This is a genomic window from Bradyrhizobium sp. AZCC 2289, assembly GCF_036924615.1.
Lineage (GTDB): Bacteria > Pseudomonadota > Alphaproteobacteria > Rhizobiales > Xanthobacteraceae > Bradyrhizobium.
Window position 1 is genome coordinate 4,879,521 of record NZ_JAZHRY010000001.1, and the last position, 16,071, is coordinate 4,895,591.

Below are 16,071 nucleotides of genomic sequence, written 5' to 3' on the forward strand. Positions count from 1 at the left end.
CGATCCATCTGGCGCAAAAATTTCAGCGCCGATCATCAGCAAAACCAAACTAACCGCGATCGACGGACCAATAAATTTTGGGAGAGGGGACCAGTATGTCTAATTCAGCCGCTATTATAGGTACGCCCACGGTTTCGACCATAACCGAGGACACTAACAACTTGCAGACGCTGGTCGCGGCGGGATCGATTTCGATTTCCGATGCGAATGCAGGCCAGGCCGCGTTCAAGACGACGGTCAAAGCTGCTTCCGGCGATCTCGGCTCCCTCGTCATTGCGGCCAATGGCGCTTATGTCTACTCGGTCGCCGACAGCAAGGTGCAATATCTCGGTGCCGGCGACACCAAGGTCGACACCTTCACGATTACGTCGCTCGACGGCACCACCAAGCAGGTGTCGTTTACGATTATCGGCGTCAACGACGCGGCGGTGATCGGTGCGCCGACGGTGCTCGACGTCACCGAGGACGCCACCAGTCCGACCCTGAAGGCGACGGGGTCGATCTCAATTTCGGACGTCGACCAGAACCAGGCGGCGTTCAAGACCACGGTGATTTCGGCGGCCGGCGACCTCGGCACCCTGGTGCTGCAAAGCAACGGCAGCTACACCTATTCGGTGGCCGACAGCGCGGTGCAATTCCTCGGGGCCGGCCAGATAAGGACCGACACGTTCACGGTCACCGCGCTCGACGGCACTACCAGGCAGATATCCTTCAACGTCCACGGGACCAACGATGCGGCCGTGATCGGCACGCCTACGGTCCACGACGTCACCGAAGACGCGTCCAATCCGACGTTGACCGCGGTGGGATCCATTTCAATCTCGGATGCGGACCAGGGCCAGGCCGCGTTCAAGACCACGGTGACATCGGCGGCCGGCAATCTCGGCAGTCTCGTTCTCGCCGCCAACGGCACCTATACCTATTCGGTAGCCGACAGCGCGGTGCAATACCTCGGTGCCGGCGACACCAAGGTGGATACCTTTACGGTCACCTCGCTCGACGGCACCACCAAGCAGGTTTCGTTCACCATCCACGGCATCAACGACGCGGCGGTGATCGGTGCGCCGACGGTGGTCGACGTCACCGAGGACGCCACCAGTCCGACCCTGAAGGCGACGGGGTCGATCTCAATTTCGGACGTCGACCAGAATCAGGCGGCGTTTAAGACTACAGTGATTTCGGCGGCCGGCGACCTCGGGACCCTGGTGCTGAAAAGCAACGGCAGCTACACCTATTCGGTGGCCGACAGCGCGGTGCAATACCTCGGCGCGGGTGACACCAAGGTCGACACCTTCACGCTCACCGCACTCGACGGCACCACCAAGCAGGTCACCTTCACCATCCATGGCGCCAACGACGCGGCGGTGATCGGCACGCCGACCGTGCATGACGTCGCCGAAGACTCAAATCCGACGATGCTGACCGCCGCAGGCACCATTTCTATCTCAGATCCGGACCAGAATCAGTCCTCGTTCCAGTCCACCGTGATCGCGGCAGCCGGAACCCTCGGTCATCTTACCATCGCCGCCAATGGCGCCTATTCCTACACCGTTGCCGATAGTGCCGTGCAGTATCTCGGCGCATCCGATACCAAGATCGAAACCTTCACCATCACCGCATTCGACGGCACGACGAAGCAGGTGTCCTTCACCATCCACGGCGTCAACGACGCTGCCGTCATCGGCGACCCGACGGTCCACGACGTGACCAAGAACGCTTCGCCGACCACGCTGACAGCGGTCGGTACGATATCGATCTCGGACATCGACCAGAACCAGTCCTCGTTCCAGACGTCCGTCATCTCGGCTGCCGGCAACCTCGGACACCTGACCATCGCCGCCAACGGCTCTTACACCTATTCGGTGGCCAATAGCGCCACCCAGTTCCTCGGTGCCGCCGACACCAAGGTCGACTCGTTCACCATTACGGCGCTCGACGGCACGCAAAAGGTAATTTCCTTCACAATCCACGGTGGCAGCAGCGCGAACCAGCCGGCCGTGATCGGCGATCCGACCAATGCCGTCGTTACCGAAGACGTCGGCGGCGCGACGCTGACCGCATCCGGAACGATTTCGGTCACGGATCCGGACGCCGGCCAGGCCGCCTTCCAGATCACGACGACGCCGGGTGCCGATAACCTCGGCACCCTGGTTCTGCAGAGCAATGGCAGCTACGCCTATTCGGTCGCGGACAGTGCGGTACAGTACCTCGGCCTCGGCGACACCAAGGTGGATACCTTCACCATCAAGTCGGTCGACGGCACCTCCAAAGTCGTCTCCTTTACGATCCAGGGTGCCAACGACGCAGCCGTGATCGGTGATCCCGTCGCCCACACCGTTACGGAAGATTCCGGCGGGGCTACGCTCACGGCGACCGGCAAGCTGACCGTCACCGACGTCGACCAGAACCAGTCCTCGTTCCAGGCCGGATCCGTCGCGGGAGCGACCAACCTCGGCACGCTGTCCTTTGCGGCCGACGGCACCTACACCTATTCGGTCGCCAATTCTGCCACCCAGTCCCTCGGCGCGGCGGATACCCGCACCGACACCTTCACCGTCCACTCGCTCGACGGCACGGCGAAGGTGATCTCATTCACGATCCAGGGCACCAACGACGCGGCCGTGATCAGCGATCCGACGCTCCATGATGTGACCGAAGACGCCGCATCGACGCTGTCCGTGTCGGGCCAGATGACCGCCACCGACCCGGACCAAGGCCAGTCGCTGTTCAACACCACGGCGGTCGCAGCACCGGGCAACCTCGGGAACCTGGCCATCACGGCCGACGGCCACTACACCTATTCGATCGACAACGCCGCCGTGCAGCACCTGGCGGCCGGCGAAATGCTGGTCGAGACTTTCACGGTCTCATCCGTCGACGGCACCACCAAGCAGGTATCCTTCACCGTTCACGGCACCCAGGACGCCCCGACCCTGACCGCGGCCACCGCTTCAGGCACCGACGACGCCGCGATCCCGCTCTTCATTTCGGCCCATCTGGTCGACGACAGCGGCGCACTCGGCGCGGTCAGCATCGTCGGCATTCCCTCGAGCTTCACGCTCAACCACGGCACCGTCTTCGACGACGGGCATTGGGAAGTGGCAGCGTCCGATCTCGGCACGCTTGCCCTTGTACCGGGCGCGGATGCGCATGCCGGCACCCTGCTTTTGAACGTGTCCGTCGCGTCCATCGAGAGCGGCAATCAGGCCGTCTCCACCGTCAGCATGACGGTCAACGTCACGGCCGGACTCCACGAAACCAGCCTCCGTGCCGTCGACGGCTACATCGCCGGCGCCTTCGTATTCGCCGACGCCAACGGCAACGGCGTCTTCGATGCCGGTGAGGCTTCCGCGACCACCAACGCCGACGGCAGCTTCACGCTGCACGACCCCCACGGCACGCTGATCATGACCGGAGGAACCGACATCTCCACCGGCCTTGCCTTCACCGGGACGCTCAAGGCGCCGGACGGATCCACCGTCGTGACGCCGTTGACAACGCTGGTCACTTCACTCGTCAGCGGCACGGTTACCGCGGCAGATGCGGCCGCACAGGTGGCGACCGCCTTCGGCATCGATCCGACCCATATCGACATCACGACCTTCGATCCCGTTCCGGCCGCCGTGGCGGGCAACGCCGCGGCGACCACGGTGCTGTCCGCCGGCGTCCAGGTCCAGAGCACGATCACCCAGATGTCCGCCGTCGGCGTCTCGTCGGCCGACGTGGTCGCCGCGATCGCGGACGCCATTGCCAACCCCGACCCGACCGTGATCCTGCAACCGGGCGAGACGATCCTCACATCGAACGATTCGGTCCAGTCCATCGCCACCAATTCGGGCGTCAGCACGGACGCCCTGTCGACCGTCGCCGCCGTGGTCCAGGCCGCCAACACCAGCATCCAGACCGCCACGGACGTCACCACCATCGCCCAAGCGGGCCAGGTCGCCCAGGGAAGCGCGACGACCTCGCTGGCGTCCATCACCAACTTCAACGACACCGCCCAGACCGACGCGGTCACCACGGCCTACGTCGACCACTTGTCGGACCAGGTGCAAAACGCGGTGGTCGCCAGCCCGGCCGGCCCGGTTCTCGGCACCTCCGGCAATGACGTCCTGACCGGAACTGCCGCCATCGACACCATCGACGGCCTCGAAGGCAATGACAACATCAGCGGCGGCGCAGGCGCCGACCTGCTGTTCGGCGGCGCGGGCAACGACCGTATCGCCGGCAACGCCGGCAACGACCATATCGACGGCGGCGCGGGCTTCGACCGCGCGCTCTATACCGACGCCACCGGCGGCGTGACCGTCGACATGGCTGCCGGAACCGCCTCGGGCACCGGCGCCGACAGCGATACCCTGACCAACATCGAGGGCATCGTCGGCTCTGGCTTCGCCGACACCTACAACGCCGCCGGTTTCACCGGCAATTCCGCCGTTCCGGGCTCCCCGATCGGGTTGAATGAATTCGAAGGTGGCGCCGGCAACGACACCGTCATCGGCGACGTCAACGCGCTTGGAGCTTATTTGACGCGGGTATCCTATGTCAGCGCCACTGCGGGCGTGACCGTCGATCTTGCGGCCGGCACCGCCGACGGCGACGCCTCCGTCGGCCACGACACCTTCGTAGGCCCGGGCATCTTTTCCGCCTGGGGCTCCGCCTATGCCGACACGCTGTCCGGCAGCAACAACGGCTTCGGCACCATCGAGGTGTTCTCCGGCTTTGCCGGCAACGACACCATCAACGGACGCGGCGGCTTCGACCGCGCCGACTACAACCAGGATCCGACCACCACGTCGGGCATCACCGTTCATCTCGCCGCCGGCACCGTCACGGGCGACGCTTCCGTCGGCACCGACACCCTGATCTCGGTCGAGGCGGTGCGCGGCACCAACTTCGCCGACACCTATGACGCCACCGGCTTCTCCGGCACCAGCATCAACGCGGGTTCACTCGGAACCTTCAACGAGTTCACCGGCGGCGGAGGCAACGACACCATCATCGGCAACGGCTTCACGCGTATCAGCTTCAACAACGCGACCGCAGGAGTTTCCGTCGATCTGCAGACCGGCGCGACGCCGGGCACCGGCACCGCAACGGGGGATGCATCTGTCGGCACCGACACCTTCAGCGGCGTCAACGCCGTCCAGGGCTCGATGTTCGACGACACCATCTACGGCAGCAACAATACCGCCGCCACGGAAACCTTCACCGGCAACGGCGGCAACGACTACATCGACGGGCGCGGCGGCTTCGACATCGCCAGCTACAATAACATCTACCTGTCGACCGGCAGCATCACGGTCAACATGGCCGCGGGCATCGTGGTTGGGGATTTCTCGATCGGCACGGATACCTTGCGCTCGATCGAGGGCATCCAGGGCACCGGCAACGCCGACACCTACGACGCGACCGGATACGGAGTGGCGGGCGCCCTCAATGTGGGCAACAACGGCAACTTCAACCAGTTCGAGGGCCTGGGCGGCAACGACACCATCACCGGCAACGGCAACACGCGGGTCATCTACGCCAATGCGGCGGCGGCGGTCACCGTGGACCTTTCGCTCGGAACCGCCCGCGGTACCGCCGCGGGCGACGTCGCTGCGATCGGCACCGACACCATCACCGGGGGCGTCAACAGCGTCACCGGCTCGGCTTTCGGTGATACGCTGATCGGTGACGGCAACAGCAACACCTTTGTCGGCGGCGGCGGCAACGACACCATCGACGGCGGCGGCGCCGGCGACATCGCGATCTTCTCCGGGGCAAGGGCCCAATACAACATCTCGACCAACGGCGCCGGCGTCACGACGGTCACGGACACGGTTGCCGGCCGCGACGGCACCGACACGCTAACCAACGTCGAGGTCCTGCAGTTCAACAACACCAACGTCCTGATCGCCTCTGGAACCTCGGTGAACCCTGTCGACCTTTCCGACAACCGGCTCTTCTTCAATACCGCCTCCAACCCGCTCACCTCGCTGACCGGATCGGCGGACGATTTCATCAAGATCAACCAGTCGCTTTCGAACCACCTGATCGACCTCGGCGGCGGCGCCAACGATACCGTCATGCTCGGCGTCACCGGCGGCTACAATCTCAACCTTGCCAACGTGGAGCACCTGGTTGGCACCGGCGGCAACGACTTCGTCGGCTTCCTCAGCAACGTCAACGGGCTGTCGATCGACATGGGCGGCGGCACCGACAACGTCAACCTCGCCAACGGATCGAACTCCGTAAGCGTGACGAATGTCGAGAACCTCAACGCGAGCGATTTCGCGGCGGGAAGCGTCTCAAACGATACGCTCACGCTTTTGAACGACGTGAGCGGCCTGTCGGTCAACCTCGCCAACGGCATCAATACGCTCAACCTGGCGGCCGGCGTCAATTCGTTCACCAACGTATTCAACGTCGACACCATCAACGGCACCGCATCCGACGATACCCTCTCGGTCGGCAACGGCCTTTTCACCAACACCAACGACCTCTCGATCGACCTTGGCGCCGGCAACGACACGCTACAGATCGGCTCGACGTTTCTCAATGCCGCGCTCCATAACGTCGAGCACCTGGTCGGCAGCGGTGGCGACGATTTCTACACGCTGACCAACGACGTCACCGGACTGAGCGTCGACCTCGGTGCCGGCAACGACAACCTCACCCTTGCCAACGGCACCAACTCGGTCAGCGTGTCAAACGTAGAAAGTATCGAGACCAACGACTTCAACGGAGCGCCCTCCGACGACACGCTGACCCTCCTCAACGACGTCTCGGGCGTCAACGTCAACATGCAGCAAGGTATCAACACGCTGAACCTCGCAGCTGGTGTCAATTCGCTCGGCAATGTCTTCAACGTCGACACCATCAACGGCACCACTTCCGACGACACCCTCAGCATCGGCGGTGGACTTTTCACCGCCACCAACGACCTCTCGATCGACCTCGGAGCCGGCAACGATACGCTCACCGTCGGCAACACCTTCCTCAACGCCGCACTCCACAACGTCGAGCACCTGGTCGGCAGCGCGGCCGACGACTTCTACACACTGACCAATGACCAGAACGGTTTGACCGTCGACCTTGGCGCAGGGAACAACAACCTGCAGATCGCGACCGGCGCCAACACGCTCAGCCTGACCAACGTCCAGAGCATCGGAACCAGCGACTATTTCAACGGCACCCCGGCCGCGGACGACACGCTGACACTGCTCAACGATATCACCGGCGTGACCGTCAACCTGCAGGAAGGCAACAACACGCTGAACCTGGCGGCGGGGACCAATTCGCTGACCGCCTACAACGTCCAGCAGATCAACGGATCGGCCTCCGATGACGTGTTGACCATGCTGAACAACGCCGGAGGCGACACCATCGACCTCGGCGCTGGCAACGATACGCTTAACCTTTCGGTCTTCGCCGGCGGCGTCACCGTGAACAATGTCGAACACGTCAACGGCAGCACCGATGGCGATTTCATCACCATCGCGAACACCACCGGGACGACTACCGTCACCGGCGGCGGCGGCGCGGATTTCATCACCGCCAGCGCCGCGACCGACATCATCCGTTACACGGATGCGTCAGAGTCTTCCGTGGCCACGGGGGAAGACACCGTCACCAACTTCGACGCCGCGCACGACCAGTTCCTGCTCGACGGCGTCGCGGGTCTGGCCGGTTCCGTGCACTTCATGGCGTCCGGCGTGCTCGACGGGTCGCCGGCAACGCCGCATGCCGAAGCCATTCTCGTCAATTCCGGCGGACAGAACCAACTGCAGATCGACGTCAACGGCGACGGCGTGATCGGGGCGGGCGATATCACCGTCGTCCTGAACAATCTGGTCGGCACCCTGAGCGACGCCAACTTCTCGGTCATCACGCCCAACCATGCGCCGACCGACATCCAGCTTTCGCACGCTTCCGTCAACGAGAACAACCCGGCCGGCACCCTCGTAGGTGTCCTGTCGGATACGGATCCGGACGCCGGAGACACCGCAAGCTACGTGCTCACCAACGACGCCGGAGGCCTATTCGCGATCTCGGGCGCCAACATCATTACCACCGCGCCGCTTGATTTCGAGCAGACTCCTTCCCACCAGGTCACCGTGCAGGTGACGGACCAGGCCGGGGCCACCTTCAGCAAGAACATCCAAATCGACGTCACCAACGTCAACGAAGCCCCGACGGCGATCCATCTGTCGAATTCCTCGATTGCCGAACACAGCCCGGCGAACACCGTGGTCGGCGCCTTGTCGGCGCTCGACCCGGACGCTGGCGACACCGCGACGTTCACGCTGACCAACAATGCCGGCGGCCTGTTTGCGATCTCGGGCGGCAATCTGGTCGCTACGGGTCCGCTCGATTATGAGCAGGCTGCTTCCCACCAGGTCACGGTGCGGGCGACGGATTCCGGCGGGTTCACCTACGACACGACCTTCACGATCGCCACCACTGACGTCAACGAGGCCCCGACCGCCATCTCGATCTCGGGTTCGACGGTCGCCGCGACGAGCATCGTTGGCACCGTGATCGGCGCCTTGTCGGGAACGGATCCTGATGCCGGCGACACGGCAACGTTCACCCTCCTGGACAACGACGGCGGACTATTCGCGATCTCCGGCGGCAACCTGGTCGTGGCCGGCAGCCTCACCACCGTGACGACAGCAACCCAGAATGTCACCGTACGCGACACCGACGCCGGAGGTCTGACCTTCGACAAGGTGCTGGCGCTCACCGTCACGGGCATCCCGGGCAACACCTTCGCCGGCGACAGCGGCGACAACGTCCTCAACGGGACGCCCGGCAACGACCGTTTCCAGGGTTTTGCCGGCAACGACACCATCAATGGCGGGCTCGGGTTCGACCGCGCCTTTTACACCGACGCCACCGCCGGCATCGCCTTCAGCCTGGCCTCCGGCACGGTCACCGGTGCGGGCGTGGGTACCGACACCCTGACGGGCGTCGAAGGCATCATCGGCACCAACTTCGCCGACACCTACAACGCCACCGGATTCACCGGCAGCACGGGAGTTCCCGGCACCCCCGTCGGCTTCAACGAATTTGAGGGCATGGGCGGCGACGACGTCATCACCGGCCTCATCAACAGCCAGGGCGCCGCGCTCACCCGTGTCTCCTATCTCGATGCGACCGCAGGCGTCACCGTCAATCTCACCACCAGGACCGCCGACGGTGATGCTTCGGTCGGCCATGACACGTTTACCAACTATATTGCGAACGTTCTCGGCTCGAACTTCGCCGACACCCTAACCGGCAGCAACAACCCGAGCGGCACCGTCGAGGTGTTCGATGGCCGCGGCGGCAACGATATCATCAACGGCGGCGGCGGCTTCGACCGTTCCGATTACATCAACGACCTGACCGAGACGACGGGCATCACCGTCAACCTCGCTGCCGGAACGGTCACCGGCAGCTCCGTTGCGGGCAACGATACCCTGATTTCCGTCGAAGCCGTCCGCGGAACGGCCTTCGCCGACACCTACAACGCGGTCGGCTTCAGCGGCTCCAGCACAAACGCCGGATCGCTCGGCACCTTCAACGAATTTACCGGCGGCGGCGGCAACGACATCATCACCGGCAACGGCAATACGCGGCTATCCTACAACAACGCCACCGCCGGGGTGATCGTCGACCTCGCGGCCGGCACCGCCGACGGCGACGCGTCGGTGGGTCACGATACCTTCACCGGCGTCAACGCCATCCAGGCCTCGATGTTCAACGATACCCTGCTTGGAGACGCCAATAACGACACCTTCGCCGGTCTCGCCGGTAACGACTACATTGACGGCCGCGGCGGCTTCGATACCGCCACCTATTACAACATCTACTTCGTGACCGGAGGCGTCAGCATCGACATGGCCTCCGGAACGGTGACGGGCGACGCGTCGACCAGCACCGACACGCTGCGCTCGATCGAAGGCGTCCAGGGCACGACCTTCGCCGACGCCTACGTGGCGACAAATTTCGGCGCGACCGGATTCCTGAACCCGGCCGTCAACGACGTCGGCAACAACGGCACCTTCAACCAGTTCGAGGGCATGGGCGGCAACGACACCATCACCGGCAACGGCAACACGCGGGTCATCTACGCCAATGCGCAGGGACCAGTCACCGTCAATCTCGCTTTGGGTACCGCCACCGGCGACGCATCCGTCGGAACCGACACCATCACCGGCGGCGTCAACAGCATCACCGGCTCGGCCTTCGGGGATACGCTGACCGGAGACGGCAACAGCAACACGTTCGTCGGCGGTGGCGGCAACGACACCATCGACGGCGGAGGCGCCGGAGACATTGCGATCTATTCGGGGGTTAGCTCGGCCTACACGATCTCCGTCAACTCACCGGGTATCGGTCAGACCACGGTCGCGGACTCCGGTGCGGGCCGCGACGGCACCGACACCGCTTACGAACATCGAAGTCCTGCAATTCACCGATACCAATATCCTGATCGCTTCCGGAAGCACCGCAAACCCAGTCGACCTTTCCGACAACCGGCTTTTCTTCAACGCGGCGGCCAACCCGTTGACGACGCTGACGGGATCGGCCGACGACTTCGTCAAGATCAGCCCCAGCCTGTCGGGTCACCAGATCAACCTTGGAGCGGGAACCAACGATACCGTGATTCTCGGCCAGACCGGGAATTACACCCTCAATCTCCTCAACGTCGAGCACCTGGTCGGCAGCAGCGGCAACGACTTCGCGGGCCTGGTCAACAACGTCAACGGAATGTCAATCGACATGGGCGGAGGCAACGACAACGTCAACCTCGCCAACGGCTCGAACTCGCTTAGCGTGACGAACGTCGAAAACCTCAACGGCAGCGACTTCGCCGCCGGAAGCATCTCCAACGACACGCTGACGCTTCTGAATGACGTGAGCGGCCTGTCGGTCAACCTCGCCAACGGCATCAACACCCTGAACCTCGCGGCCGGGGTCAACTCGTTCGTCAACGTCTTCAACGTCGACACCATCAATGGCACTGCATCCGATGACACGCTCACGATCGGCAACGGACTTTTCACCAACGCCAACGACCTCTCGATCGACTTGGGTGCCGGAAACGACACGCTCAGTTTCGGATCGCAGTTCCTTACCGTAGCGCTCCACAACGTCGAGCATTTGGTCGGCAGTGCCGCGGATGACTTCTACACGCTGACCAACGATGTAAGCGGCTTGACCGTCGACCTCGGCGCCGGCAACGACAACCTCACCCTAGCGGGTGGGGTCAATTCGATCGCCGTCACCAACGTCGAAAACATTCAGGCCAACGACTTCAACGGGGCGCCGTCCAACGACACACTGACCCTCCTCAACGACGTCTCGGGCGTCAACGTCAACCTGCAGCAGGGCGACAACACGCTCAATCTCGCCACCGGAACCAACACGTTCGGAGACATCTTCAACGTCCAGCACATCAACGGAACCGCCTCCGACGACGTCCTGACCCTGACCGACGGCGCCTTCACCCCGGACAACAACCCTGTCATCGACCTCGGGCCGGGCGACAATACGCTGAACTTCGGCGCCCAGGGCATGTCGCTGACCGCACTCAATATCGAGCACATCAACGGCAGCGCCGCGGACAACAATCTGACGCTCAACAACGACGTCAGCAACGTCGCGATCGACCTCGGGATCGGCAACGACCATCTCAGCCTCGCTGACGGCGTCAACTCGGTCTCAGTCACGAACGTCGAGAGCATCAGCGGCAGCGACTTCACCGGCGGCACCGCGCCGTCGGATGACACGCTGACGCTGCTCTCCGACGTCTCCGGGGTTTCCGTCGACCTCGCAGACGGCAGTAACACCCTGAACCTGGCGGCGGGGACCAACTCGCTCGACAACCTCTTCAACATCAACCATCTGAACGGAAGTTCGTCGGACGACGCACTGACCGTGACTCAGCAGTCCTTCGCCACGGTCTTCGACATGGGCGCAGGAAACGACGTCATCAACTTCGGTGCGCAGGCCAACGGCGTCACCGTGGTCAACGCCGAGACGGTGAACGGCAGCTACGGCAACGACTTCATCACCATCGGAAACACGTCGGGGAGCACGACGATAACCGGAGGTCTTGGGGCGGATACCGTGGTCGCCGGTTCCACCCCGGTCAATTTCAACTTCACTGCTGCCGCCCAGTCCCAGACCGGGAACGGCGACACCATCCTCAACTTCAACGCCGACAGCGACACCTTCACTTTCACGGGCATGTCGGGATCGAACGGCTTCACCGGACCGATACACTTCGTGGACACGGCCGCGTTCGACGGATCGGTGGGATCGCCGCACTTCGAGGCGCGGTTGGATGCGGTGATGGGAGGCACCGCGACGCTTCAGATCGACGTCAACGGCGACGGCGTGATGGATGCAAACGATATCGAAATACACCTGACCAACTACACTGGAACACTGCACGACTCGAACTTCCTGGTGATTTAAGCAGGTCCGCGACAAATCTTTCGTCACGCGCGTGATGATCGAGCCCCTGGAGGATAGTGCATCCGTCCATCCTCTGTGCAGCGACGGAAAGGCTGATCGGAAAACCTCAGTTGATTCGAACAGTCTCGGTCCACTCGATCGACGTCGGGTTCTGGCGGGCGCAAAGCGGACATTTGTGCGCGCTCAGACCGTCCGAACCCGTGAATGATCGAGCATAGAGTTGAGGCCTTGTCAGAGCTTGCGGCGATGTTCCATAACGCCTAATGCGCGATTTTCGGTGTCCGGTGCTCGGCTGATAGCGTGGTTCGGGAAATCCCGTCGCCTACCTTCTGACGTGTTGCCGCCATTCGTTAGCTCGCGTCGAAAGGACTAATGTGCCGGGCATAGTGTGGCATGTCCTCTCACTACGGCGCCCTATGCATGGTGTAGCCAAAGAAGTATGTTCGTCCGCTCGTTAACTCTGGTGCGAAACTTTTCTACTATGCGATGAAATTCCTGCGCGGCTGCCCCTTAAGTGCCTGATTCAGTCCTAAGCTCACAGTCAGTTCGCATACTCGGATCATGCGGGGTTGGCCGTGATCAGGACACTGTGGCTTGCGGTTCTTTGTTCGAGTGGCGTAGGTGCAATGGTCGCTATTGGCGCCGGAACCTCGACGCCTCCGCCGACCGTGGGAGCTTCACCGGAGCAAGCGACCGTCGGCAAAACCTTTTCACAGGATACGTTGACCAAGGCAGACAAGTTGGAAATTGCATACGTTGGTGACGCCGTCGCCGTGGAGCCAGCCATGCTGGTTGCGAAGGCGCCTGACGAGCCTGTACCACAACCTCCTAGCCCAACAGCGACGCCCAAGATTGTGAGCCGGCATTGGCACGATCCCAACGCCAGGAAGTCCGCAGCCGTGTCTCTCGGCCGACGCATCAAGGTTCAAGAGCCGAAGAAGAGTAAGAATGTCGACCATGGGAAAGCAACCGTCGATCTCAGGGCCTGTCGGCGCCCGGAGGGCTTTGCGGGGTTGTTAAGGGCATTGAACCTCTCGGCAGGATGCGACACGTAGTTGGCTTTGGTCGGCGCCCCCTTTAATCACCAACTGCGATAGTCGTGCGATTGTCCTGCCCACCGACAACTGGTCGACAAGGCGAGGCTTCAATGCAGGTTGAACAGGTTTCTCACCAGCTGCCCGGAAATGATATCCGCGAAGGATAATCTGGTCGGCGGAATGGTCGTCGCTGAGCTGCGGCTCGCGACCGCAGGCGTGCTCGCCAATGGCGGTTGGTTAGCCGCAACCTGAGGACCCTGCCGTTTAATGGCCTTCCGCCTTTTTTTATCAACGTCGACTACTGGCGGAGGCGGAAGCGCTGACGCGTACGACTGCAGTGGAGATGGTTCGCTTGTCATTGCGAGCCCGACCAGCGCTGGTGGCGGGACGATGGTGGGCTGGCTGGTGTCAATGACAACACGTTCGGGGGGCTGCTGAACCGAAGCTATCCGAATGACCGGCCTGTTGATTGGGTCACCCGCTGTTTCGGGCAAAGATTTGGGCAGGAACCAATCTGCTGCAAACAGTAACGCAAGAAGCGATGCGCCAACCCAGGCTATGTACCGTCCGATAGGCATAACGATCTCTCGCCGCAATACTAACGTGACGAGCAAATGCCGTAATTCCTGATAGTTCGTAACCGCGGCGCGGTTCCTTGAACGATCTTGCAACGTGGTTACTGCTGGAATTCCGTAAGGGCCGCTGACGCACCGCAGTCGCAAACGGATTATTACGCTGTTAGGTCGCGTTCGAAGGCTATAGAGCCGTGCAGCGGCAGAGTTACTTGGAAATCGGCGTTCGCGAGAATTTCGGAGCCGCTCGATTTTTGACTTTTTCAACAGTATCGGCGCAAATCGTGACTTCTCTAAACGGCGGCGACACGCCGGGCCTAAAAATGCCTGGCGGCCAGAAGGGCGAGCAGTACCGCGCCCGAGGTTGTACTGACCGCGACCATATTGATCAGGTTTTGCGTTGCCACCGATGCCATTGATGCTGCGCGGGCCGGCGCCGGGCTGGTCTTCGATTTTTTGCGTTTCGCCGTTTGTGGTCTTGTCTTCGCACCCATTGCATTCCCCGGAGATGGCGGGTCAGGCCGCTTGGCGGCCTGACCCTGACGCGTTCCCTGTCGAGGTTCGTCCCCGATCTGGAAGCCACCATGTCATGGGCCCGGCCGTGAAAGCTTAAGGGGGCTGGTAAACCAAAGCTGACCCAGGCTGATGGTTTACGAATTCGCGAGCACGGTGTTCCGAACCAGGACCGTTGTAGTCAGCGCAATAGATTTCGAGCGACTTAGGTGCCGCCCTTCTTCACGATCTGATATCCGTTAGCCGCCAGATCCAGAAGGATGGCCTTGGCGATGTGGGTGCTTTGATCCGGCGCAATCCACTCATAGTCGAGGTTTGGGCCGCCGTCGCCCTCGGGATATTTGATGAAGGCGGTGTGAATTGCGTTCGTGATCAAAAGTTCTAGTGCGTCGGCTGACATGATGTCTCTCCAATATTGAGCAAGCTATCGCATTATTTGGGGCAATATCGCCCAGATTTCCTAGGGGTAGGCAAATGCAATTCGGCCCTTCGGACGCCTCGCCCAACGCGTGGCGGGGTTAGTTTTCCGCAATCTCTCGTTAGCGGCGTACTACCGGCAACATCAGCCCTACGATTCTTGACCCTTGCGGTTACTGCGCCCGCCCACCATCATTGGTGCCAATTCTTTATCGCAGCCAGGTGGTAATCATGCTGGGTACGAGTAGTTGGCAGCTCCGCGACGGTGAACAAATCATTGCTTGCAATAGAAGCCTCTTGGGTCATAGGCACTTTTTGATCGGAATCACCCGCATTCGCAATGAAGCACTTATTCTCCGAGATACACTGGACTACGTCGGCAAGCACGTAGATGCGATAGTCGCCTATGATGACGCGAGTACGGATCGAACGCTGGAGATTCTTGGCGGGCACCCAAAAGTCGCTCTGATTGTGACAAATCGGTCGTGGGAAGCGGACATCGAGGCGCGACGGATTGCCGAGGGTCGACATCGCGGACTTTTGCTGCAGACGGCGCGCGAACACTTGCAGTTTGACTGGATGTTTTGCTTCGATGCGGACGAACGCGTTACCGGAGATCTACGCGGATACCTGGAAGGAACTCGTTCTGGCGATTACGACGGCGTGCGGGTTCAACTGTTCGACGCCTATATGACTCCTGGCGATCATGCACCCTATCAAGCCGATTGCGAACTATTGGGCTTTCGCCGTTTCTTCGGCCCGGAACGGCGAGACATTCTGATGTTGTGGCGAAACCGGCCTGAGGTCATCTTCGCGAAGCACCATGGGCGAGAGCCGGCCGGCGTAGAACGCGTGGCGACCGGTCTGTATTGCCAACACTATGGTAAGTCGTTGTCGGTCGAACATTGGGAAGAGACTTGCGAATACTACATGCGACACTTTCCGTTCGATACCTACGGGCGAAAATGGCGCGATCGCAAAGGTCGAGCAATCCACACTCAATCTGACTTCATGCGGCCCTTGTACGAGTGGGGTGACACGCTCTTCGCGAATGCGATCAAGATGTGACTTGTCCG

At 61.9% G+C, this 16,071-nt stretch carries 4 protein-coding genes; 2 read left to right on the forward strand and 2 right to left on the reverse strand.

Annotation, left to right across the window (positions count from 1 at the left end; translation table 11 throughout):
• Window positions 1-95: 95 nt before the first annotated feature.
• Window positions 96-10,808: a VCBS domain-containing protein gene (locus tag V1289_RS23245; protein WP_334399118.1), complete on the forward strand. Its 10,713-nt coding sequence runs from the start codon at window positions 96-98 to the stop codon at window positions 10,806-10,808.
• 3,574 nt (window positions 10,809-14,382) lie between these two features.
• Here V1289_RS23245 and V1289_RS23250 read toward each other — a convergent pair.
• Entirely contained in the window at window positions 14,383-14,559 is a 177-nt protein-coding gene (locus V1289_RS23250) for a hypothetical protein (protein WP_334399120.1), read from the reverse strand.
• A 224-nt stretch (window positions 14,560-14,783) separates the two neighbouring features.
• A complete protein-coding gene (locus V1289_RS23255; protein WP_309181276.1) occupies window positions 14,784-14,978 on the reverse strand; it encodes a hypothetical protein in 195 nt (64 codons plus the stop codon).
• Between the two features lie 248 nt (window positions 14,979-15,226).
• On the opposite strand from V1289_RS23255, the gene V1289_RS23260 reads away from it, so the two are divergent.
• Window positions 15,227-16,063 carry a glycosyltransferase family 2 protein gene (locus V1289_RS23260; protein ID WP_334399122.1) on the forward strand — a complete coding sequence of 279 codons (837 nt, stop codon included), beginning with the start codon at window positions 15,227-15,229 and terminating at the stop codon, window positions 16,061-16,063.
• Window positions 16,064-16,071: the final 8 nt, after the last annotated feature.

Coding starts and splice junctions, on each gene's coding strand:
- V1289_RS23250 (WP_334399120.1), bottom strand. CDS start 14,559: ATGGGTGCGAAGACAAGACCACAAACGGCGAAACGCAAAAAATCGAAG.
- V1289_RS23255 (WP_309181276.1), bottom strand. CDS start 14,978: ATGTCAGCCGACGCACTAGAACTTTTGATCACGAACGCAATTCACACC.
- V1289_RS23245 (WP_334399118.1), top strand. CDS start 96: ATGTCTAATTCAGCCGCTATTATAGGTACGCCCACGGTTTCGACCATA.
- V1289_RS23260 (WP_334399122.1), top strand. CDS start 15,227: ATGCTGGGTACGAGTAGTTGGCAGCTCCGCGACGGTGAACAAATCATT.